The following is a 20,473-nucleotide window of genomic DNA, read 5'->3' as shown; positions in this document are numbered from 1 at the left end:
CGCGGCGGGGGCGCGGCGCGGCGGGGGCGCGGCGCGGAGCGGGAGCTCGGCCGCAGAGCGGGGGCGGGGGGAGCCGGGCCGCGTGGGGTGTTGGGGTCGGCGGGGGTCAGGTGTCGCGGAAGCCCTCGCGGAAGCGGCGGAAGAAGCCGCCCTCCGGCGGCAGCGAGGGCGCGGGCGGCGGTGCCGCGGTGCGCTGCCGGCCGACGGGCTGGTCGTAGTCGGTGCGCGCGATCGCGTCGACCACCTGCTGCTCGGTGAAGTGCTCGGAGTTTTCGATCATCGGCACGAATCCCACGAGGACGCCGTCGCGCATGACCTGGGCTTCGAGCCCGGCCGTGCCGTCGGTGTCCCAGATTGCCTGGCGCCCGTCGGTGAGCATGACCCGCACGCCGTACTGCGCCACGCCGGCCCGTTCCAGGTGCGCCGGCACGCCCCGCGCGCGGAGCGCGTCGACCACTCGCCGTGCCCGTACCTCGTCCATGCAGCGACCGTAGCCAGCAAAACTGGGAAGCGGCTGTGCGAAAGATGTGCGAGCATCCAGCGATGCCATCGCCCGAGGGATTCGACTACGACACGCGCGCCGACGGTGACGTGGTGATCACGCACCGGGGTCGTCCGGCGACCACGCTGCGCGGCGGCCGGGCGGCACAGTTCCTCGCCGAGGTCGACAGCGGCGACCCCCAGGAGGTCATGGCCCGCTGGACGGGCAACTACCGGCGCGGCAACGAGCGCACCGCCCGCAACCATCCGCGCAACCGCAGCTAGGGCCTGTGCCCTAGCGCGGCGCTATCGGCCACTCCTCGAAGTGCCGGCAGCGGCCATCGGGAGCGAACTGGACGATCCACAGGTCACGCCATACCTCTTCGACCGGGTCGCCGTATCTCACCTCGACCCGGACCACGGCGGTCTCGCCGTCGGACACGACGACCGAGCTGGTCATCGCGAACACCTCGTCGGGTCCGTCGCGCTCCTCTTCCCACATCGCCGAGATGGCTGACAGCCCGACGATCGGTTCGTGGTAGGGCCCCTGGAGGTAGGTCGCGTCGGGCGTGAAGAGCTCGGCGAGCACGTCGGTGCCCGGCGTGCGCCAGGCCCGCTCATAACCCGCCACCCACGATGTGACGTCCATGCCCCTCCAATCCGGCGCTCGTCTTGCGCTCACGCGGGCGTATGACCGTCAGACTGCCAGAGATACGCCGGGCGGCAGGGTCGCCTCGCGGAGGTGGTGCCGGACGGTGTCGCGCAGCGCCGACGCGGCGTGGGTCAGGGACGACTCGCGGCGGTGTGCCAGCGCGATAGTGCGCCGGATGCCGGGCGGAGCGAGCGGGGTGGCCCGGAGCCCGGGGCGGTTGGCGATCACCATGCTCGGCACGAGGGCGACGCCGAGGCCCGCCTCGACCAGGCCGAGCACGGTGTCCATCTCGCCGCCTTCGACGGCGAACGGCGGCACGAAACCTTCGCGGCGGCAGGCCTCCAGGGTGGCGTCGCGCAGGTCGTAGCCGGTCCGGAACATCACCAGCGGTTGCTCGCGCAGGTCGCCGATGCGCACCGAGCCGGCCGGCAGGGGCTCCGAGGAGGCTACGACCAGGCTCTCGCGCAGAATCGGCTCGGCGCTCAATGCGGGGTCAGTGCCCTGCTCGGGGAGGATGATCAGCGCGAGGTCGAGCTCTCCGCCGGTGAGGTGGCCGACCAAGTCCTGCGAGCCGCTCTCCTCGACGTGCAGGTCGATCGCTGGGTACGCCGCGCGGAACCGTCGCAGCACCTGGGGTACCAGTGAGGTGGCGACGCTCGGCGTGGCGCCGAGGCGCAGGCGCCCGCGCCGCAGGCCGACCAGGTCTTGCACCTCACGCCGCGCGGTTTCGACGTCGGCGAGGATGCGGCGGGCGATCGGCAGCAGCACAGCGCCTGCCGGGGTGAGCGTCGCGCCACCGCGCGCCCGGTCGAGCAGCGGGGCGCCGATGTCGGCTTCCAGGCTGTGAATCTGCTTACTGAGGGTGGGCTGGGTCACGCCCAGGCTTTCGGCCGCCCGAGTGAAATGCCCGAGATTTGCCACGGTCACGAAGTACCTGAGGTGCTGGATCTGCACACCGATAGCTTAGGTCTATTGTGAGCAGCACCGCCATGCATTGGACGAATCGTCGCATCGCACCTAGCGTCACCCGCATGGTCCTCCTAGCGACCCGCTCCACCGTCGGTAAGAAGGCGGTCATGGCGGTGACGGGCATCGTCCTGGTGCTCTTCCTCGTCGCGCACATGCTCGGCAATCTCAAGGTCTTCGTGGGCGCGGAATCGTTCGATCACTACGCCCACTGGCTGCGCACCATCGGCACGCCCGTGCTGCCGGAGTCCTGGTACCTATGGATCCAGCGCCTGGTGCTGACCGCATGCGTTGTCGCGCACATCTGGGCGGCGACCGTGCTCGCGATGCGGGCCCGCAGGGCCCGTCCGGTGCGCTACGCGCACCGCCGCCCCGTGCAGGGCAGCTACGCCGCGCGGACCATGCGCTGGGGCGGCGTGATCATCGCGCTCTTCGTCGTGTACCACATCCTCGACCTCACGACCGGCCACCTCAATCCGGTCGGCGACCGCGAGCACCCGTACGGGAACGTGCTGGCCGACTTCGCGCCGGAACGATGGTACGTAACGCTTTTCTACGTACTCGCTGTGGTCTCGCTGGGCTTCCACCTGCGCCACGGCCTCTTCAGCGCGCTGCGCACGCTCGGCCAGCGCACCACCACCGGCGAGCGCCGGGCACGGGCCGCGTCGCTCGGCTTCGCCGTCGCGCTCTGCGCCGGCTTTCTCTCGGTACCCCTGGCCGTCACCCTAGGGCTGGTGAACTGAATGTACTATGTGGACGGCGAACCGATCGCGGACACCAAGTCGCCGGACGGACCGATCGAGACCCGCTGGGACCGTCGTCGATTCGGCGCCAAGCTGGTCAACCCCGCCAACCGCCGCAAGCTCACCGTCATCGTCGTGGGCACCGGGCTCGCCGGCGGATCGGCTGCCGCGACGCTCGGCGAGGCCGGTTACCGGGTGAAGTCATACTGCTATCAGGACAGTCCACGTAGGGCACACTCGATCGCGGCGCAGGGTGGCATCAACGCGGCCAAGAACTACCGCAACGACGGCGACTCCATCCACCGGCTCTTCTACGACACGGTGAAGGGCGGCGACTTCCGGTCCCGCGAGTCCAATGTGTACCGTCTGGCACAGGTATCGGTCGAGATCATCGACCAATGCGTGGCGCAGGGTGTGCCGTTCGCGCGGGAGTACGGCGGGCTGCTCGACAACCGGTCGTTCGGCGGCGCCCAGGTGTCCCGCACGTTCTACGCGCGCGGTCAGACGGGCCAGCAGCTGCTGCTCGGCGCGTACCAGGCGCTCGAACGGCAGGTGGCCGCCGGCACCGTCGAGACCTACACCCGGCACGAGATGCTGGAGCTCATCGTCGTCGACGGGCGAGCGCGCGGGATCGTCGTGCGCGACCTCGTGACCGGCGAGATCCGTACCGACTTCGCGGACGCGGTGGTACTGGCCACCGGTGGCTACGGCAACGTCTTCTTCCTCTCCACCAACGCCAAGGGCTGCAACGTCACCGCGAGCTGGCGGGCGCATCGCAAGGGCGCGCTCTTCGCGAATCCCTGCTACACGCAGATCCACCCGACGTGTATCCCGCAGTCCGGCGAGCACCAGTCGAAGCTCACCCTGATGAGCGAGTCGCTGCGCAACGACGGCCGTGTCTGGGTACCACTCGAGGCCGGCGACCCGCGTGCGCCGGGCGACATCCCGGAGGCCGAGCGCGACTACTACCTGGAGCGCATCTATCCGTCGTTCGGCAACCTGGTGCCTCGTGACATCGCGTCGCGCGCCACCAAGAACGTCTGCGACGAGGGGCGCGGCGTCGGCCCGGGCGGCCTCGGCGTGTATCTCGACTTCGCCGACGCGATCGGTCGGCTCGGTCGGGACGCGGTGGAAGCCAAGTACGGCAACCTCTTCGAGATGTACGAGCGCATCACCGGCGAGGACCCGTACGAGGTGCCGATGCGCATCTACCCGGCCGTGCACTACACGATGGGCGGGCTCTGGGTCGACTACGACCTCCAGGCCACGATCCCCGGGTTGTTCGTGATCGGCGAGGCGAACTTCTCCGACCATGGCGCCAACCGGCTGGGTGCGTCCGCGCTGATGCAGGGACTCGCCGACGGGTACTTCGTGCTCCCCAACACCATCAACGACTACCTGGCGGCGGGCCCGTTCCCGCAGGTGGACGCCGGCCACCCGGACGCGGTCGAGGCCCGCACAGCCGTCGAGGACCGCCTCACCCGCCTGCTGGCCGTCGACGGCGACCGCACGGTCGACTCGTTCCACCGCGAGCTGGGTCGGATCATGTGGGACTACTGCGGCATGGAGCGCACTGAGGAAGGCCTGCGCAAAGCCATCGATTTGATCCGAGCACTGCGCGACGAGTACTGGCAGCGGGTGCGCGTCCCGGGCTCCGCGGCCACACTGAACCAGGCTCTGGAGAAGGCCGGCAGGGTCGCCGACTTCTTCGAGCTCGCCGAGCTGATGTGCGTCGACGCACTGCACCGCACCGAGTCGTGCGGCGGCCACTTCCGCGCCGAGAGCCAGACCGAGGACGGCGAGGCACGCCGCGACGACGAGCACTTCACGTACGTCGCGGCCTGGGAGTGGGCCGGCGCGAGCGCGCCGCCCGTCCTCCACAAGGAGGACCTGACCTTCGAGTACGTCCAGCCGAGCCAGCGGAGTTACAAGTGAACCTGACCCTGCGCATCTGGCGGCAGCCCGGTCCCGAAGACAGGGGCCGGATGGTCACGTACCGGGTCACCGACGTGTCGCCGAACATGTCCTTCCTCGAGATGCTCGACGTGCTCAACGAGCGGCTCACCCTGGACGGCGAGGAGCCGGTCGCGTTCGACCACGACTGTCGCGAGGGCATCTGTGGCATGTGCGGCCTGATGATCAACGGCGTGGCCCACGGCCCCGAACGGGCCACCACGACGTGCCAGCTCCACATGCGCCAGTTCAAGGATGGCGACACGATCGATGTCGAGCCGTGGCGCGCGCGAGCGTTCCCGGTAGTGAAGGACCTGGTCGTCGACCGTTCCGCGTTCGACCGGATCATCCAGGCCGGCGGGTACGTCAGTGCGCCCACCGGCAGCGCCCCGGACGCCCACGCGGTACCGGTGCCGAAGGCCGACGCGGACGCCGCGTTCGAGGCGGCGACCTGCATCGGCTGCGGCGCGTGCGTCGCCGCGTGCCCGAACGGTTCCGCGATGCTCTTCACCGCGGCCAAGGTCGCGCACCTCGGCCTGCTTCCTCAGGGCCAGCCGGAACGCCGCGACCGTGTGCTCGACATGGTGGCCGCCCAGGACGAGGCCGGCTTCGGCGGCTGCACCAACGCCGGCGAGTGCACCCCGGCGTGCCCGAAGGGCATCCCGCTCGAGGTGATCGGCCGCCTGAACCGCGACCACCTGAAGGCCACCGCCCGCCCCGCGCGCTAACCCGCCCCGGCCTGATCACGGCGGACTTCGTCGGGATTTGGCCTTGATCGGCGGGGAAAGGGCCAGACTGGGACGCCCTGGGGACGGCACAATGGCGGCGTGGAGCTGCCGATCATGCCGCCGGTGCCGCCGATGCTGGCCAAGGCCGTCAAGGACATCCCGCACGGTGCGATGAGCTTCGAGCCCAAGTGGGACGGGTTCCGGTCGATCATGTTTCGCGACGGCGGCGAGGTGGAGATCGGGAGCCGCAACGAGCGGCCCATGACCCGGTACTTCCCCGAGGTCGTCGACGCCGTCCTCGCTAGTCTGCCCGACCGCTGCGTGATCGACGGGGAGATCATCCTGATCGGTCCCTCGGGTGATCGGCTCGACTTCGAGATGCTCCAGCAGCGCATCCATCCCGCGGCGAGCCGGGTCAGGCTGCTGTCGGAGAAGACGCCGGCGCGGTTCGTGGCGTTCGACCTGCTCGCACTGGGTGACACCGACTGGACCGGGCGACCGTTCGCGCAGCGGCGGGCGGCGCTGGAGGAGGCGCTCGCCCGGGTCGCGCCGCCGATCCATCTGACTCCGGTGACGACGGACCGCTCGGTGGCGGAGCGGTGGTTCCACCAGTTCGAGGGTGCGGGGCTGGACGGGCTGGTCGCCAAGCCGCTCGACGGGGTGTACGAGCCGGACAAGCGGGTTATGTTCAAGGTCAAGCACGAGCGCACCGCCGACTGTGTCGTGGCGGGGTACCGAGTGCACAAGAGCGGGCCGGACCGAATCGGGTCCCTGCTGCTCGGTCTCCACAACGCGGCCGGGGAGTTGGCGAGCGTCGGGGTGATCGGAGCGTTTCCGATGGCTACCCGCCAGTCGCTCTTCGCCGAGTTGCAGCCCCTGGTCACCACGTTCGACGAGCATCCGTGGGCGTGGGCCCGGCAGGAGGAGGGCACCCGCACGCCCCGCAACGCCGAGGGCAGCCGGTGGGCGGCCGGCAAGGATCTGTCGTTCACGCCGCTGCGCCCGGAGCGGGTGGTGGAGGTGCGGTACGACCACATGGAGGGGGTGCGTTTCCGGCACACGGCGCAGTTCGTGCGGTGGCGGCCGGATCGGACCCCGGAGTCGTGCACGTACGACCAGTTGGAAGAGCCGGTGAAGTTCGACCTCGCCGAGGTCTTGAGCCCGGGCTGACGCGGCACCCACCGATCAAGGACATTCGCATCGATCAAGGGCAAACGCACGTGGAAAAGAGATCGAACCACGTGCGTTTGCCCTTGATCGACGTGAGCTGTGCGCGGCGCGCGCGGGGCGTAGGGCGCACGGCGCGCGCGGGGCGTAGGGCGCACGGCGCGCGCGGGGCGTAGGGCGCCTTTAGCGGCGGCGGTAGACGCCGGTGCTGCGGACGCGCTGGCGGGGGGCGGCCGCCGGGATCAGGCGCTTCATGTGATACCGGTGCAGCTCGGCGGCGCCACTTTGGTGCATGTCTTCGGAGACCGCGACCAGCTCCCAGCCCTGGTTGCCGGCCGTGTTCAGGTGGGTCAGCGCGGTGTCGCCGAACCCCGAGATGTCCTGGATGGAGCCATCCGGCCCATACCAGCTGAAGGTGACCTCCCACCCCGGCTCGTTAGCCCGCGCCTGGCGGCGCCTCACCAGCAACGCGTACTCCCACCTGACCACGCGTCCATTATCGGTCAGGTGGCGCTTGGCCGCTTGAGATAGTAGCGATGGACTTCGGTGCTGCCTTGAAGGTTGTTGATGTCCTCCTCGGACGAAACGAGCTCCCAACCCTTCTTGCCGGCGAGGTTGAGCTGCGCGATGGCCGTGTCGCCGAACTGGGTGACGTCCTGCCGGTCGCCGTCCGGCGAGTACCAGTAGAAGCTGATCCGCCAGTTCTGCCCCGAAGCCTCGCGTCGCCGGACGAGAAGCGCGTACTCCCACGTGTTCATCGGTCCATTATGGTCGGACGGTTTGGACGCTCGATCGCCACCCGTGGCAGCCATCGGGCGATCGAGTGGGGCAGCCACCAGGCCCGGGCGCCGAGCAGCTGCATCACGGCGGGCACTATCAGGCAGCGGATGACGAGCGCGTCGAGCAGGATCGCCACCGCCAGGCCCAACCCGAACTGCTGGAGCATCCGGTCGGGGCTGAGCAGGAACGACCCGAACACCACGACCATGATGGCGCCCGCGGCGGTCACCACCCTGCCCGTGGTGGCCATGCCTTCGCGGATCGCCCGTGCCGCGTCGCCGGCTCCTTCCCACTCCTCGTGCATCCGGGACAGCAGGAACACCTCGTAGTCCATCGACAACCCGAACACGATCGCGAAGATCATCACGGGCACGAATGCCTCGATCGGCCCCGGCTGCACGCCGAACGCGCCCTCCTGGAAGACGTACGTGATCACGCCGAGCGACGCGGCGACGCTGAGCAGGTTGAGCAAGGCGGCCTTCAGCGGCACCAGCAGCGACCGGAACACGACCATCAGCAGCAGGGCGGACAGGCCCACGACCACCAGGACGAACAGCGGCAGCCGGCTCGCGACCGCCTCGGCGAAGTCTTCGGCGGCGGCGGTGCTGCCACCGACGAGGTACTCCGCGCCGGTCTGCTGGGCGAGGCGGGGCAGCACGTCGTCGCGCAGCCGGTGCACCAGGTCGCTCGTCGCCTCGTCTTGCGGCTTGGACTCCGGAAACACGATCACCGTCGAGACCCCGTCGCCGGCGGGGGTCGGCGGCAGGACGGCCGCCACGCCAGGGGTACTCGAAATGGCCGACTGGACGGGCCCGGCGTCGCCGCGGACGACGACCACCAGCGGGCCGTTGAAGCCTGGCCCGAAGCCCCGTGCCAGCAGGTCGTAGGCCTGGCGGCTGGTCTTGCCCGGCGCGTCATTGCCGGCGTCGGCGAAGCCGAGCCGCATGCTCAGCGCGGGCGCCGCGACCAGCAGCAGCGCGACGACCGGCAGCAGCAGTGCGGGCCACGGCCGGCGCTGCACAGCCACCGTCCAGCGACGCCACGACGTGCCTTCCGCTCGTCCGGCCTTACGCCGCACCCGCCGCTCGACCCGCCCGCCGACGATCGCGAGCAGCGCCGGCAACAGCGTCAGGGACGCGACCATCGTCGCGAGTACGGTCAGCGCGACCGCGACGGCCACGCCCTGCAACGAACCCAGACCCAGGACGACCAGACCGAGCAGCGCGATGATCACCGTGCAACCGGCGAAGAAGACGGTGCGCCCCGCCGTGTCGAGCGCGGTCCGGACGGCCTGCTCGCGGTCGGCGCCGTCACGCAGCTCGGACCGGAACCGCGAGAAGACCAGCAGCGCGTAGTCGATGCCCACGCCGAGGCCGACCAGGATCATGAGCGCGGACGTGAAGTCGGCGACCGTGGTGACGTGCGACGCGAGCACGACCAACCCGACGGCCGAGCCCACCCCGAAGATCGCGATGAGGATGGGGAGGGTGGCGGCGACCAGGGATCCGAAGAGCAGGATCAGGATGACCAGCGCCGCGAGTAGGCCCACGCCCTCGGCGGCGCCGCCCTCGGACTCCTCGGCCCCGCGCACTGCGTCGCCGCCCAACTCGACGCGCAGGCCGTCGCCCTCGGCGGCCTGCGCGGTGTCGATGATCCGCCGCACGTCGTCGGCGGGGACGTCTTCCGCGCGGCCGTCGAGCGTCACCGTGGCGTAAGCGATCGTGCCGTCGCGCGAGATCGCGCCCTCCGTGCCGAACGGGTCGCGCACGTCGACCACGTGCGGCAGCTGGCGCACCTCGCCGAGCATCCGCTCGACGCGCGGCTGCGCGGACCGCACCCCGCCGCCGGCCTCGACGACGACCTGCACGGTGTCACCGGCCTGCGCGGGGGCGTGCTGCCGCAACGTGTCGATCGCGCGCTGGGACTCGGTGCCGGGCAGCGAGAAGTCGTTGTGGTAGTCGCTGCCGACGGCCTGCGACGCGGCGGTCACGCCGACCAGGACCAGCACCCAGAGCAACAGGGCCCACCAGCGACGGCGGTAGGACCACCCGGCGATGCGGACGAACCGGGAGCCATTCGGCGATCTAGTGGGCGGGGCGGAGGTCACGGCGGCCATGTGTAGTGACGCTAGGTATGCGGCGTGCCGTGCCACATCGCGCCGTGGGGGGAACCTGCGGTCACCCCACGGTGGTACGCGGACATGCTCCCGCGGGGCGACTCGCCGGACGCCGGCACGCATTACGCTCGGGCCGTGAGCCGCAGGAACGCCATTATCGACGCCGGCCTCGGCCTGGTGGCGTTCGCGCTGTCGGTGGGTGTGCTCGCGGCAGACGGGTTCGGCACGCCGGACGCGCGGGTGCGGCACCTCGACGCGCTTGGCGTGCTGCTCGCCGCGGTGAGTGCCCTGCCGCTGGCCGCCCGCCGCGTCGCCCCGCTGACCGTCGGCGCGGTCACGATCGCGGCCAGCGCCCTCCTGTATCGCTTGGGCTACGCGTTCGACCTGCCGCTCGGCCCGGCCGTCGCCGTGTACACGATCGGTCTGACCTGCGGTGGCGACCCTCGACCAGCGCGGCGGCGCCTCGCGGTGCTGGCCACCGTCGCGTTCGCGCCCGTGGTGGCCGCCGCTTACGCGGCCCGCGGCGAAGATGTCGGCGCGATCCTCGTGCCCGAGTTGGTGGGGCTGCTCGCCGCCTCCGCCGCCCTCGGGCTGGCCGGCGACCGCACCCGGCTGCGCCGCGAACGGATAGCCGGCCTGGAGGAGCGGGCGCAGCGCGCCGAGCGCGAGGCCGAGCGCGAACGCCGCCTGGCGGCCGCCGAGGAGCGCACCCGCATCGCTCGCGAGCTGCACGACTCCGCCGGCCACGCGATCAACGTGATCCTGGTGCAGGCCGGTGCCGCGCGCCTGCTCTATGAGCGCGACCCGGCGAGTTCGCTGCGCGCGATCGCCACGATCGAAGAGGTCGCCCTCGACACCATCGGCGAGATCGACAAGCTGGTGCGGGCGCTGCGTGAGGACACTGGCGCGCCGCCCGCGCCACCGCCCGACGCGTCCGCCCTCGAAGACCTGGTCCGGCAACACCGCCAGAGCGGCCTGGAGGTCGACGCCCACCTGGCGGTGCCGGGTGAGCTGGTGCCGCGCAGCGTGGCGTGGGCGGCCTATCGGATCCTCCAGGAGGCCCTGACCAACGCGGCGCGGCATGGGCGAGGCGCGGCGTCGGTGGCGGCGCGGTACGCGGCCGGCGCCGTCGAGATCACCGTGACCAACCCGGTGGTGGCGGGCCGTGCTGGCTCAGCGCGGGCCTCGCCCGGCGAGGTGGCACCCGCCGCCGCGACGGCCGGCGGCGGTCACGGCGTCGTCGGCATGCGCGAACGGGCAACCCTGCTGGGCGGCACCCTGTCGACGGCGGTCGAGCACGGCGTGTTCCGGCTGCACGTGAGCCTGCCCGTCGGCCGCTCCCCCGGCAGCGCCGCGAAGAATGCCCCACCGAGTGGCCCTTCGGGCGCTGCGGAGAACGGCCCGGAGAGCGGCACTGGCGGCGGAACAGACCGCGCCGAGACTGGCAGTGACACTGCCTCAGCACGGGGTGAGGCAGCGTGACGCCGCCCGACGGCCCGCTCGTCCGGGTGCTGGTCGTGGACGACGACGACCTCATGCGCGCCGGGCTCAGCGCCGTGCTCTCCAGCGACGAGACAGTCCGCGTCGTCGGCGAGGCCGGCGACGGCCGCGCCGCGATCGACCAGGCCCGCGTGCTGTGCCCCGACGTCGTGCTCATGGACGTGCGGATGCCCCGCATGGACGGCATCGCCGCCACCCGCGAGGTCGCCGCCGCCGCGCCGGGCGCCCGGATCCTGATCCTGACGACGTTCGAGGACGACGACTACGTGTTCGGGGCGCTGGCGGCGGGCGCGTCCGGGTTTCTGCTCAAGCGCACCCGCCCCGAGCAGCTCATCGCCGCGATCCACACGATCGCCGGTGGCGAGGCGCTGCTGTCGCCCTCGGTGACCCGCACCGTCATCGACCGGATGGCGCGCCAGCCGCCCCTGGCACCGCCCGACTCGCGGCGGCTGGGCGGGCTCACCCCGCGCGAGCGCGACGTGCTCGAACTGGTCGCGCGCGGCCTGTCGAACGCCGAGATCGCCGCCACCCTCGTGGTCGAGGAGTCGACCGTGAAGACGCACGTCAAGCGCATCCTCGCCAAGCTCGACCTGCGCGACCGGATACAGGCGGTCATCCTGGCGTACGAGACGGGCGTGGTGCGGCCCGGCGCCTGACGTACTCTCGCCGGCATGGCCGTTTCGTCGCACCTCGTACCCCTCGGCACGCCCGCGCCGGACTTCGCGCTGCCCTCGCTCGCCGGTCCCGAAGTGAAGCTGACCGACATCTCGGCGCCCGCGCTGCTGGTCGTGTTCCTCAGCAACCACTGCCCGTACGTGCGGCACGTCGAGTCCGCGCTGGGCGCGTTCACCTCCGAGTACGCCGGCAAGGGGCTCGCCACCGTCGCCATCTCGAGCAACGACGTCGTCAACTATCCCGACGACGATGTACCAGGGCTGGCCGCCCAGGTCGAGCGGGCTGGTTTCACGTTCCCGTACCTGGTGGACGCCTCGCAGGAGGTCGCCAAGGCGTACGCGGCGGCGTGCACGCCGGACTTCTTCCTGTACGACGGGCAGCGCCGGCTGGTGTATCGGGGCGCGTTCGACGAGAGCCGGCCGCGCAACGACCTGCCGGTGACGGGTGAGCTGCTGCGCGACGCGGTCGACCGGGTGCTGCGCGGCGAGGCGGTGCCCGAGCCGCACGTGCCGAGCATGGGCTGCGGCATCAAGTGGCGCGAGGGCAACGAGCCCGAGCCCGTGACGTTTCTGGGCTGAGCCGGCGGGTCAAGCCCGCCAGGGCACGACGCGCTGGGCGGTGGAGAGGACGAGCGCCATCACCACCGCCGTCGCGCCGGCGATGCCGGCTGCCGCGCCCGCGTACGCGGTTAAGAGCCGGCTTCGCCCCAGTTCGTCGATGGGTGTGGACGCGACGGCGTCGGTGATGCGGAAGGCGGCGGCCGCCGCGACCAGCAGCAACACGCCAGCCAGTGCCAGCAGCGCCACTGCGAACGGCCGCGCGTCACCGGAGCGCACCGCCACGTCGCGACCCTGTGCCAGTACCAGAAGAAGGCCCGCCACCGAGGCCCACGCGCCGGCGATCAGCACCGAGCCCACGACGTCGCTCGGCCGGTGCCAGCCGAGCGACATGGTCGCGACGCCGGCCACGCCGGCGTAGACCGCGCCGATCACGGCGCCGATCCCGCGCGCCCGCGGCGGCAGCACGAGCACCAGCGCGATCGCCACCGACATCGCGACCGTGGCGTGGCCACTGGGGAAGCTGTTGCCGGCGCTGGCGCGTTCGGGGTCGACGCCGAAGTCCGGCCGGTAGAGGCCCCACTTGAAGATCTGGCTGGTCAGGTTGGCGGCCACGACGAAGAGGGTCACCACCAGCGTCAGCAGCACCCGGCCGCGGGCGAGCGCGATGACCGCGATCACCACGGTGGCCACCGCGAGGGACGCCACCGAGACGGCGTTGAGGACGGTGTTGGCGAGGCCGTCGACCTCGTCCTGGCCGATGCGGTTGCCGGCCAGCGCGATGGTGTCTAGGAGCTGGCCGCGCTCGGTGCGCACGAAGAACCGCCACAACAGGAGGAGAGCCGCCCCTTGGACGGCGCCTACCACCAGAAGCCAGGCGGCCGGAAGCGCGATCGTGCCCACCCGGGCGCGGGCCTGCTCAACTGCGGTCACGGCACTCCTTATTCCCCCAAGCCGCCGACCTTACAACCTAGCGACGCCCTGATCACGAAGAAGAGCGGAGGCGGGCGAGCCGGCCCTGTTCGCCCGAGGCCCAGCAGGTGCCGTCGCCGGCGCAGTCGACGGCGTCGAAGCTGCCGGTGTCGAAGCGGGTCCAGGTGCGCCCGCCGTCGCGGGTCAGGTCGCTGCCGGTCGGGCCCACCGCGATCGCCGCCCGCTTGGTGCGGGGCAGCCAGGTGACGCCCGAGCGGTACGCCCCCGGCACGACCGCGGCGGTGGTCCAGCTGCGGCCGCCGTCGCGGGTCGCGGCCGCGGCGTCGGGTGCGACCGTCGGTGCCGCGAAGTCGCCGCCCACCGCGAGGCCCTGCCGGGCGTCCCGGAAGGCGAGCGAGTAGATGCCGGCGCTCGGGCCGCTCGGCACCGGGCTGTCGACGACGCGCCAGGTGCGGCCGAAGTCGTGGGTGCGGAAGACCCGTGCCGTGGCGCCGCCGCCGGTCGCGAACCACGCCCACGGCCTGCCGCGGTCGGCGGTCACGAGGCAGGTACCGCTGGCCGCGAACGCGAACTCACCCTCCAGCGCGGCCGGCATGGCGTACCCGGAAAGGACGCGCCACGAACGCCCGCCGTCAGCGGTGGCCGCGATGCGGAAGCGCCCGTCGACGGGGTCCGAGAGCGCGAGTCCTCGCCTGTGGTCGAAGAACGCGATGCAGTCGTAGAAGGCGCGCGGTTCGTCGTTGCGGAACGTCTCGGTCCAGGTGCGGCCGCCGTCGGCGGTCGCGTAGATGCGCGACGCCTCGCCTTCGCCGATCGACAGCGCCACCGCGCGGTCGGCGCTGAACGCCTCGATGTCACGGAATTGCAGGTCAGCGGTATCGGGCGGGCCGACCTGCTGCCATGTCCGTCCACTGTCGACGGTGCGCAGCACGGTGCCGGCGCTGCCGCTGGCCCACGCGACGTTGGCGCTGACGACGGACAGGCCGCGCAGCCGCGCGGTGACGCCCGTGTGGGAGAGCTCCCAGGTGGGTGATCTTCCGTGCGTGAAGCCGGCGAGCAGGAGAAGTGCGGGGACAAGTATCGACAGTGTCCGCAGTCTCATAGCCAGCAGGCTAGTCCCCCATCGCGGGCGCCGCCTCGGGACGGGCCTGGCGGATCGGGGTCAGGGATGCCGCCACCGCGATCAGCACGCATATCGAGCCCGCCGCGAGCAGCAGCGCCCGTACCCCGTACTGGGCAACGCCCACCGTCAGCACCGCCGCGCCGATCGGGCCGAGTGACATGTGGATCGTCCAGAACGCGGATGTGACCCGACCCAGCAGGTGCTCTGGCGTGACCTCCTGCCGCAGCGACAGCGAGCAGATCCCGGCCATGCTGGTGCCGAACACCACCACCGTCACCAGGCCAGCGATCACGGGCACCGACGTGGACAGGCCGATGCAGGCGATCGCGAAGCCGCTCACGGCGTACGAGCCGATCCAGCAGGCGCCGAAACCGAGCGCACGGCGGGCGCACGACACGAGGACCGCCGCGATGATCGTGCCGACGGCGCCGGCGGCGAGCACGTACCCGACGGTGCGGTCGGGCTGGTTCAGCTGGTGGCCGACGTAGAAGACGTAGATGTCGGTCAGCCCGGTGGTCAGGAACGCCAGGAATGCCAGCAGCACGGTCAGCGACCGCAGCACCGGGTGCTTCCACAGAAACTGGGCACCGACGAAGAAGTCACGCGCCGACACCCGGCTGGGCGCTTCGGATGGGCGGGCGCGGGGGCGGATGAAGCACAGCCCGATCGCGGAGACCGCGAACGTGCCGGCGTCGATCGCGACGGCGGCGGTCGGCCCGAAGACGCCGGAGATGATCCCGGCGAGCATGGGCCCGCCGACCCACGCGGTGGCGTACGTGCCAGAGAGGCGACCGTTGGCCTCGGTGATCCGGTCGGCGCCGACAAGGTACGGCACGGCGGCCACGTAGCCGACCCGGAACACCATCGCGAACGCGGCGGCGAGCGGCACGACGACGTACAGCAGCCAGATCTGCGGCGAAAACCACCAGACGACCGGTATCGATGCATAGAGGACGAAGCGGGCGACGTCGCAGACGATCAGCAGGGTGCGGCGGCGTACCCGGTCGGCGACGACGCCCGCGAAGATCCCCGCGATGATCGACCCGGCCGCGGCGACGCCGGTGAGCAGCCCCATCTGCGCGACCGAGCCGGTGGCGTGCAGCAGGAGCAGCGGCAAAGCCACATATGAGAACGAGTCGCCCGCCACGGACAGCGTCTGCGCGAACCAGAAGATGGTGAAGTCCCGGTTCCTCCACAGCGACTGGGACTCCATCACCACACCGACATTGGATCATTGTCCGCGCCATCGATCACCGTTAACATCCTCACATGGTGGTGATGCGAAGAACATTCATATTCTGTGTGGCCGCGCTGCTCGCGGTCAGTGCGGGTGGCGCGGTGCCGGCGGCGTCGGCGGCTCCTCTGCCCACCTCGCAGGGCGCCTACGGCGCCGTCTTCCGCGACGACAGCGGTCGCGAGATCGTGCTGCGCGGCTTCAACGTCGCGGGCAGCGCCAAGCTCGCCGAGAACGGCCTGCTGCCGTTCAAGAGCCGCGCGGACGCCGCCAAGTCGGCGCAGGCCATGCGCGACCTCACCGGCGCCAACGCCATCCGGTTCCTCATCAGTTGGGAGGGCGTGCAGCCCGCGCGGAATACCATCGACTACGGCTACCTGGACCGCGCGATCGAGCAGATGCGCGAGTTCACCGACCGGGGCATCCACGTGCTCGTCGACTACCACCAGGACCTGTACTCGGCGCACCTGTTCGACGAGGACAGCTGGTACGACGGCGACGGCGCACCCAAGTGGGTCATCGACCTGGGCGACTATCCCGACGAGTCGTGCGGCATCTGCTTCCTGTGGGGGCAGAACATGCAGAACAACGGCGCCGTCCGGGAGGCCGTCTACGACTTCTGGCGCAACAGGTACGGCGTGCAGGACGCGTACCTCACCCAGGCGGGCGCGGCGATGCGGTACCTGCGGCAGCGACTGCCCGCCGCCGCGTTCGACAAGATCGTGGGCCTCGACCCGTTCAACGAACCGTTCGACGGCGGGCTGGACGGTCGCTCAGGTGTCGAGTGGGAAGCTCGCTACCTGATGCCGTTCTACCAGAAGATCCGCGCCAAGATGGACGAGTCGGGGTGGGCCACCAAGCCGGCGTACGTCGAGCCGCTCGTCTTCTGGAACACCGCCTTCTTCGAGCAGGGTGGCCTGTCCACCATCTCGCCGCTCGGCACGCGGTACGTGTTCAACAGCCACTACTACGACGGCGCCCGCATCACGCTGGACCCCACCGCCGCCGGTGACGGCACGTACGCGTCCGCGATGAGCCGCATCCGTGACCGGGCCAAGTATCTCGCCACGGCGCCATTCGTCTCCGAGTTCGGCAACTCACTCCACAGTGACCGGACACCGTGGATGGTGCGCTCGATGTACCAGGGCATGGACGCCGGCATCCGCGGGGCGAGCTGGTGGGGCAGCCCGGCGTCGGGTGGCACCGTGCTGTCCAACACGATGTGGCACTGGGATATCTACAGTGGACAACACGAGGAGCCCGGTGATGGCTGGAACGACGAGGACCACTCGGTGGTCGCCGTCAACTCGTCCGGCGCCGTGGTGCCGCGCCTCGACCGGCGGGTACTCGACCGGCTCTACCCCAGCGCGGTCTCCGGCACGACGCTCGCGTTCGCGTACGAGGACCTGGCGCGCTCCGGGTACGCCGGCGCGGGCACGCAGCAGGCCTGGCTGACGGTACCGGCGAGCCTGCCGACCGTCCGGGCCCTCGCCAGCGGCCGGCAGTACGGCGTGCTGGTCTGGCGGGGCACCACCGGCACCACCGAACTGCACCTGCCGGGCTCGTTCGCGCCGGGCAGCACCGCGGTCGTCAGCGACGTCGGCGCGGTCTTCGGTGTACCCGCCAGCGGCGCGGTGTCGACGGCGCTGGAGGAGGGGTCGGCGACCGCCAGGCGGCTGCTTGTCGACGCCGGCAGCGGTGTGCACGTGGCGCTGGTGGTCAACGCCGCGGGCGGCACCGTGACAGCGGCACAGCTGGCGGCGGCACGCAGTGAGCTGGCCGCCTGGCGGGCTCAGCACTTCCCGTCGTAGGTGTTTGCGGGGCGCCGCCACCGTGGGACGGCGCCCCGCTACGTCAGGCGGGCCGGGGAACGGCGCCCTGGTGCGCGGAGAGGGTGCGGTAGCGGCGCATCTCCAGCAACAGCCAGCCGATGCTCACCACGCCCAGCACGACGTACGCGATCACGGACCCCAGGCTGTCCCACAGCGCGTGCAGCGCGACGGCCCCGGCGAACGTACCCACGAAGATCAGCACCCGCTTGCCCGTGGGGTGCGCCGCGAGCGCGAACAGCGCGCCGCAGGTCAGGCCGGTCCACGCGGTGTGCCCGGCGGGCGCGAGCAGCCCGCGGACGAAGAGCGTCTCCTCCACGGCGCCGATGCTGCCGTTCGAGGCGAGCAGCGCGGTGAACGCGTACCCCATCGTCTCCAGCGCCGCGAACCCCATGCCGCTCGCGACACCGATCACGAGCCCGTCGCTGGGGTCGCGGCGGCGCCGCCACAGCAGCGCGAGGATGATCGCCGGGACGATCAGCTTGGCGCTCTCCTCGATGATCGCCACGAACACCATCGGCAGGCCGCCCAGGTCGCGCAACGCGTCGTACTCCAGCTGCCCGGCCACGACCACGCCGAGCACGCCGCCGAGGAACGCCGCCGCCGCGAGCACCACCGCCGGCACCTGCCACCGCCCGGACCGGCCCTGCACGAACGTCAGGAACGTCGCCGGCACGACGGCCGCGCCGAGCAGGATCGTCGCCGGGACGAAGTTGGGGTTCTTGGTCTCGACCATCGTGCGGAGCACGAGAAGATACAGGGCCAGGCCGATCACCAGTACGGCGATCCACGCCCACCGCCGCCACACACGCGCCATGCCGGCACTGTACGACAGGCGGGTGGGCCGTGGTGCTGAACGCGTCCCATATAGCGAAATCCCATGTCATAATGCGCCGATGACGACCGAGGGGGACGCCGCACCGACGATCCAGACGGTGCAGCGGGCGGCCCTCATCCTGTGCGCGTTCACGGTCAGCCAGCCGTACCTGAGCCTCAAAGAGATCACCATCCGGCTCGGCGCGAGCAAGGCGACCGCGCACCGCTACACGAAGGCGCTGCGCGCCGCGAACCTGCTCCGCTACGACGAGCAGACTGCGCTGTACTCCCTCGGGCCGCAGGTGCTCACCCTCGCCGCGTCGGCGCGCGCCGGGCTGCCGATCGTGACCGTGGCCGAGCCGCACCTGGAGAAGCTCGTCAAGCAGGTCGACGAGACCGTGGTGCTGAGCGTGTGGGACGGCGAGGCGCCGACGGTCGTGCGGTCGGCCGACAACACCGACCACTCCGTGCGGATCAGCGTGCGCGCCGGCGCCCGCCTGGAGGTGACCGGCTCGGCGCAGGGCCGGGTGTTCTGCGCGTTCCTCCCGCCCGACCAGGTGCCCGGCCTGCCGAAGCTGCTGCACCAGTCGCCCGAGCTGGCCGGCGAGCTGGCCGCTATCCGCGAGCGGGGCGTGGCGGTGGACTCCCTCGCGCCGAGCGGGGTCCGTACCATCGCGGCACCGGTCTTCGAGGGTGCGACGATCATCGCGGCCATGGCCATCGTGGGCACGGCGGTGAGCGTGCCGCCCGATGTGGACTCGACGATGGCGAAGTCACTCGTCGAGACCGCCGGCGAACTCTCGCGCCGCCTGGGCTCCCTCAGCCCGTTCTGAGGGCTCGCGGGGCACGCGAGCTGGTGCTAAACGACAGCATCGCGAGCAGCGCGAGCAGGTAGGCGCGGCCTCGGTGGTGAGCGCGGCCTCGCGGCCCACCATCCACCGCGCCAGTTCGGGCGGCGCGGTCCCGCGCCGCCTGTCCGGTGTGGACGACCCGGCCGCCGCGCAGCGCGGTGACTCGGTCGGTGGCGGCTGTTATCTCGGCGAGCCGGTGGCTGATGAGGATGACTGCGCGGTGCTCGGCCCGGACGACCCGGCGCAACACCGCGAAGTGCTCCGCCGACTCGGCGCGAGGTGGGTCGGCGGACAGCACGATCCGGGGCGTCTGCGTGACGTTGCCGGACGACGGCAGGGGGTGTGTTTCTAGCGGGATATCACCAGGCGGTCGAGGTCAGGGGCCCAGTAGTGGGGATTGCCGAACTCCAGCGTGTTGGTGCCGGCCGCGAGCTTTACCGGGATGGTGACCTGGCCGACGTTCTCCCAGCCGCCGGTGGACGTGAAGTCGACGAGCAGCACGTCGCGGCCGTTGACGACGACGCCGGCGCGGCGCCACTCGGCAGTGACATAGTGGACGGTCACCTGGTATGTCCCCGCGCTGGGGACGGTGATGCCGGTGAACTCCAGCGTGTTGCGCCGCCCGTTGCCGATCCAGCCGACGACGGCGCCGCTGGACGCCGCGCCGAGCGCTCGCGTGCCGACCGAGCCGTGCCGGACGTTGCCGCTCGCCTCGGCCTCGCGGACCACCCGCACGGGCTGCGGCTCCGGTCCGGCCGGTGGCCGTATGGGCGGCGTGGTCGACGGCGGGACGACCGGCCGTGCGACCGGATCGCGGGTCGGATCGACCGCCCGCGGCGGGAGCGCCACCTGCTGCGCCTGGGCCCGACCCTCCGGGTTGGACACCGCGGGTTCTTCCGCTGGCTCCGGCTGGCTCGGCGCCCCCGTGGAAGCCACGAACGGCGGCCGCTCGGGCAGCGCGAACTCGTCGTCTGATGTGGACGAACCATAGAGGACAGCCGGGACGGCGAGCACGGCAGCCGCGATCGTGATGGCTTTCACCGGTACCGCGTACGCGCGATGCTGCCGCACCCGCACCGCGTCGGGGACCGAGCCGCCCGAGAAGTCGCGCCGAAGTATCAGCGTGCTCGTGGCCGGGGCCAATGACGTCTCCCGTCCCGGCGACACCGGCACTGTCAGGCCGCGATCCAGCCAGTAGACGTAGTCGTCCGGCAGATCGTCCACACTGGTCAGCGATACCCAGCCGCCTACCCGCAGATCCTCCGCCATGCGGCAGATACTAGCCGTAATGCGTCAGTAAGAGAAAGATTCGTTTTCTTGTTTTCATGGTTCGATCTGCGTGTCACGTCCGGAGCGGAGGCCTCCTTACC

22 protein-coding genes are annotated in these 20,473 nt (G+C 71.2%); 10 read left to right on the top strand and 12 right to left on the bottom strand.

Annotated elements, in window-relative coordinates; translation table 11 throughout:
* Positions 1–106: 106 nt before the first annotated feature.
* Positions 107–481: a hypothetical protein gene (locus tag V6V89_RS31560; RefSeq protein ID WP_334623183.1), complete on the bottom strand. Its 375-nt coding sequence runs from the start codon at positions 479–481 to the stop codon at positions 107–109.
* 62 nt (positions 482–543) lie between these two features.
* Here V6V89_RS31560 and V6V89_RS31555 point away from each other — a divergent pair, with 62 nt between their 5' ends.
* Positions 544–765, top strand: coding sequence for a hypothetical protein (locus V6V89_RS31555; RefSeq protein ID WP_334623182.1), 222 nt, complete (start codon positions 544–546; stop codon positions 763–765).
* Positions 766–775: 10 nt separating this feature from the next.
* Here V6V89_RS31555 and V6V89_RS31550 read toward each other — a convergent pair whose 3' ends face one another.
* Both V6V89_RS31550 and V6V89_RS31545 read right to left on the bottom strand, forming a co-directional pair.
* On the bottom strand, positions 776–1,129 hold the full coding sequence (locus V6V89_RS31550; RefSeq protein ID WP_334623181.1) for a YybH family protein: 354 nt from the start codon (positions 1,127–1,129) through the stop codon (positions 776–778).
* 48 nt (positions 1,130–1,177) lie between these two features.
* Complete coding sequence (locus tag V6V89_RS31545) at positions 1,178–2,086, bottom strand: LysR family transcriptional regulator (RefSeq protein WP_442935256.1); 909 nt, start codon at positions 2,084–2,086, stop codon at positions 1,178–1,180.
* A 77-nt stretch (positions 2,087–2,163) separates the two neighbouring features.
* Here V6V89_RS31545 and V6V89_RS31540 point away from each other — a divergent pair, with 77 nt between their 5' ends.
* The 4 genes from V6V89_RS31540 (at position 2,164) to V6V89_RS31525 (ending at position 6,692) form a co-directional block, all read left to right on the top strand.
* Positions 2,164–2,841, top strand: a complete 678-nt coding sequence (locus tag V6V89_RS31540; protein ID WP_334623180.1) for a succinate dehydrogenase cytochrome b subunit — start codon at positions 2,164–2,166, stop codon at positions 2,839–2,841.
* Entirely contained in the window at positions 2,842–4,776 is a 1,935-nt protein-coding gene (locus V6V89_RS31535) for a fumarate reductase/succinate dehydrogenase flavoprotein subunit (protein WP_334623178.1), read from the top strand.
* The gene (locus V6V89_RS31530) at positions 4,773–5,522 is read left to right on the top strand and encodes a succinate dehydrogenase/fumarate reductase iron-sulfur subunit (RefSeq protein WP_334623176.1); all 750 of its coding nucleotides are present in this window, start codon (positions 4,773–4,775) and stop codon (positions 5,520–5,522) included. Before V6V89_RS31535 ends, V6V89_RS31530 begins: the two co-directional genes overlap by 4 nt.
* A 99-nt stretch (positions 5,523–5,621) precedes the next feature.
* Entirely contained in the window at positions 5,622–6,692 is a 1,071-nt protein-coding gene (locus V6V89_RS31525) for an ATP-dependent DNA ligase (RefSeq protein WP_334623174.1), read from the top strand.
* Between the two features lie 180 nt (positions 6,693–6,872).
* Here V6V89_RS31525 and V6V89_RS31520 read toward each other — a convergent pair whose 3' ends face one another.
* Genes V6V89_RS31520 through V6V89_RS31510 form a run of 3 tightly spaced genes read right to left on the bottom strand, consistent with a single transcriptional unit; the run spans position 6,873 to position 9,585 of the window.
* Positions 6,873–7,196, bottom strand: coding sequence for a hypothetical protein (locus V6V89_RS31520; RefSeq protein WP_334623188.1), 324 nt, complete (start codon positions 7,194–7,196; stop codon positions 6,873–6,875).
* Positions 7,193–7,447: a hypothetical protein gene (locus tag V6V89_RS31515; RefSeq protein ID WP_334623172.1), complete on the bottom strand. Its 255-nt coding sequence runs from the start codon at positions 7,445–7,447 to the stop codon at positions 7,193–7,195. The genes V6V89_RS31520 and V6V89_RS31515 overlap by 4 nt, the downstream gene beginning before the upstream one ends.
* Positions 7,444–9,585 (bottom strand): MMPL family transporter, encoded by a 2,142-nt coding sequence (locus V6V89_RS31510; RefSeq protein ID WP_334623170.1) that lies wholly within the window; start codon positions 9,583–9,585, stop codon positions 7,444–7,446. The genes V6V89_RS31515 and V6V89_RS31510 overlap by 4 nt, the downstream gene beginning before the upstream one ends.
* Positions 9,586–9,720: 135 nt before the next feature.
* On the opposite strand from V6V89_RS31510, the gene V6V89_RS31505 reads away from it, so the two are divergent.
* Genes V6V89_RS31505 through V6V89_RS31495 form a run of 3 tightly spaced genes read left to right on the top strand, consistent with a single transcriptional unit; the run spans position 9,721 to position 12,338 of the window.
* A complete protein-coding gene (locus V6V89_RS31505) occupies positions 9,721–11,067 on the top strand; it encodes a sensor histidine kinase (RefSeq protein ID WP_334623169.1) in 1,347 nt (448 codons plus the stop codon).
* A complete protein-coding gene (locus V6V89_RS31500) occupies positions 11,064–11,741 on the top strand; it encodes a response regulator transcription factor (RefSeq protein ID WP_334623168.1) in 678 nt (225 codons plus the stop codon). The genes V6V89_RS31505 and V6V89_RS31500 overlap by 4 nt, the downstream gene beginning before the upstream one ends.
* 15 nt (positions 11,742–11,756) lie before the next feature.
* A complete protein-coding gene (locus V6V89_RS31495; protein WP_334623167.1) occupies positions 11,757–12,338 on the top strand; it encodes a thioredoxin family protein in 582 nt (193 codons plus the stop codon).
* Between the two features lie 9 nt (positions 12,339–12,347).
* Here the strand turns inward: V6V89_RS31495 and V6V89_RS31490 are convergent, their stop codons facing one another.
* Genes V6V89_RS31490 through V6V89_RS31480 form a run of 3 tightly spaced genes read right to left on the bottom strand, consistent with a single transcriptional unit; the run spans position 12,348 to position 15,586 of the window.
* Complete coding sequence (locus V6V89_RS31490; protein ID WP_334623166.1) at positions 12,348–13,250, bottom strand: phosphatase PAP2 family protein; 903 nt, start codon at positions 13,248–13,250, stop codon at positions 12,348–12,350.
* Between the two features lie 52 nt (positions 13,251–13,302).
* Positions 13,303–14,352: a WD40/YVTN/BNR-like repeat-containing protein gene (locus tag V6V89_RS31485; RefSeq protein ID WP_334623165.1), complete on the bottom strand. Its 1,050-nt coding sequence runs from the start codon at positions 14,350–14,352 to the stop codon at positions 13,303–13,305.
* Positions 14,353–14,362: 10 nt separating this feature from the next.
* Entirely contained in the window at positions 14,363–15,586 is a 1,224-nt protein-coding gene (locus V6V89_RS31480; protein ID WP_334623187.1) for an MFS transporter, read from the bottom strand.
* Between the two features lie 65 nt (positions 15,587–15,651).
* Between V6V89_RS31480 and V6V89_RS31475 the strand changes: the two genes are divergently transcribed.
* Positions 15,652–17,418, top strand: coding sequence for a cellulase family glycosylhydrolase (locus V6V89_RS31475; protein ID WP_334623164.1), 1,767 nt, complete (start codon positions 15,652–15,654; stop codon positions 17,416–17,418).
* Between the two features lie 43 nt (positions 17,419–17,461).
* Here V6V89_RS31475 and V6V89_RS31470 read toward each other — a convergent pair whose 3' ends face one another.
* Positions 17,462–18,253 (bottom strand): PrsW family intramembrane metalloprotease, encoded by a 792-nt coding sequence (locus V6V89_RS31470; RefSeq protein ID WP_334623163.1) that lies wholly within the window; start codon positions 18,251–18,253, stop codon positions 17,462–17,464.
* A gap of 79 nt (positions 18,254–18,332) precedes the next feature.
* Between V6V89_RS31470 and V6V89_RS31465 the strand changes: the two genes are divergently transcribed.
* Positions 18,333–19,085, top strand: a complete 753-nt coding sequence (locus V6V89_RS31465) for an IclR family transcriptional regulator (RefSeq protein WP_334623162.1) — start codon at positions 18,333–18,335, stop codon at positions 19,083–19,085.
* Here V6V89_RS31465 and V6V89_RS31460 read toward each other — a convergent pair.
* Entirely contained in the window at positions 19,072–19,401 is a 330-nt protein-coding gene (locus tag V6V89_RS31460; RefSeq protein WP_334623161.1) for a hypothetical protein, read from the bottom strand. The genes V6V89_RS31465 and V6V89_RS31460 overlap by 14 nt on opposite strands.
* 50 nt (positions 19,402–19,451) lie before the next feature.
* Positions 19,452–20,372, bottom strand: a complete 921-nt coding sequence (locus V6V89_RS31455; protein WP_334623160.1) for a hypothetical protein — start codon at positions 20,370–20,372, stop codon at positions 19,452–19,454.
* Between the last annotated feature and the right edge of the window lie 101 nt (positions 20,373–20,473).

This window comes from Micromonospora sp. CPCC 206061 (genome assembly GCF_036906915.1).
In the GTDB taxonomy this organism is placed as follows: domain Bacteria; phylum Actinomycetota; class Actinomycetes; order Mycobacteriales; family Micromonosporaceae; genus Phytohabitans.
Note: the sequence above shows the minus strand (reverse complement) of the source record. Positions and strands in the feature narration are given on the sequence as shown.

Coding starts and splice junctions, on each gene's coding strand:
- V6V89_RS31560 (WP_334623183.1), bottom strand. CDS start 481: ATGGACGAGGTACGGGCACGGCGAGTGGTCGACGCGCTCCGCGCGCGG.
- V6V89_RS31555 (WP_334623182.1), top strand. CDS start 544: ATGCCATCGCCCGAGGGATTCGACTACGACACGCGCGCCGACGGTGAC.
- V6V89_RS31550 (WP_334623181.1), bottom strand. CDS start 1,129: ATGGACGTCACATCGTGGGTGGCGGGTTATGAGCGGGCCTGGCGCACG.
- V6V89_RS31540 (WP_334623180.1), top strand. CDS start 2,164: ATGGTCCTCCTAGCGACCCGCTCCACCGTCGGTAAGAAGGCGGTCATG.
- V6V89_RS31535 (WP_334623178.1), top strand. CDS start 2,842: ATGTACTATGTGGACGGCGAACCGATCGCGGACACCAAGTCGCCGGAC.
- V6V89_RS31515 (WP_334623172.1), bottom strand. CDS start 7,447: ATGAACACGTGGGAGTACGCGCTTCTCGTCCGGCGACGCGAGGCTTCG.
- V6V89_RS31510 (WP_334623170.1), bottom strand. CDS start 9,585: ATGGCCGCCGTGACCTCCGCCCCGCCCACTAGATCGCCGAATGGCTCC.
- V6V89_RS31495 (WP_334623167.1), top strand. CDS start 11,757: ATGGCCGTTTCGTCGCACCTCGTACCCCTCGGCACGCCCGCGCCGGAC.
- V6V89_RS31485 (WP_334623165.1), bottom strand. CDS start 14,352: ATGAGACTGCGGACACTGTCGATACTTGTCCCCGCACTTCTCCTGCTC.
- V6V89_RS31480 (WP_334623187.1), bottom strand. CDS start 15,586: ATGGAGTCCCAGTCGCTGTGGAGGAACCGGGACTTCACCATCTTCTGG.
- V6V89_RS31475 (WP_334623164.1), top strand. CDS start 15,652: ATGCGAAGAACATTCATATTCTGTGTGGCCGCGCTGCTCGCGGTCAGT.
- V6V89_RS31470 (WP_334623163.1), bottom strand. CDS start 18,253: ATGGCGCGTGTGTGGCGGCGGTGGGCGTGGATCGCCGTACTGGTGATC.
- V6V89_RS31465 (WP_334623162.1), top strand. CDS start 18,333: ATGACGACCGAGGGGGACGCCGCACCGACGATCCAGACGGTGCAGCGG.
- V6V89_RS31455 (WP_334623160.1), bottom strand. CDS start 20,372: ATGGCGGAGGATCTGCGGGTAGGCGGCTGGGTATCGCTGACCAGTGTG.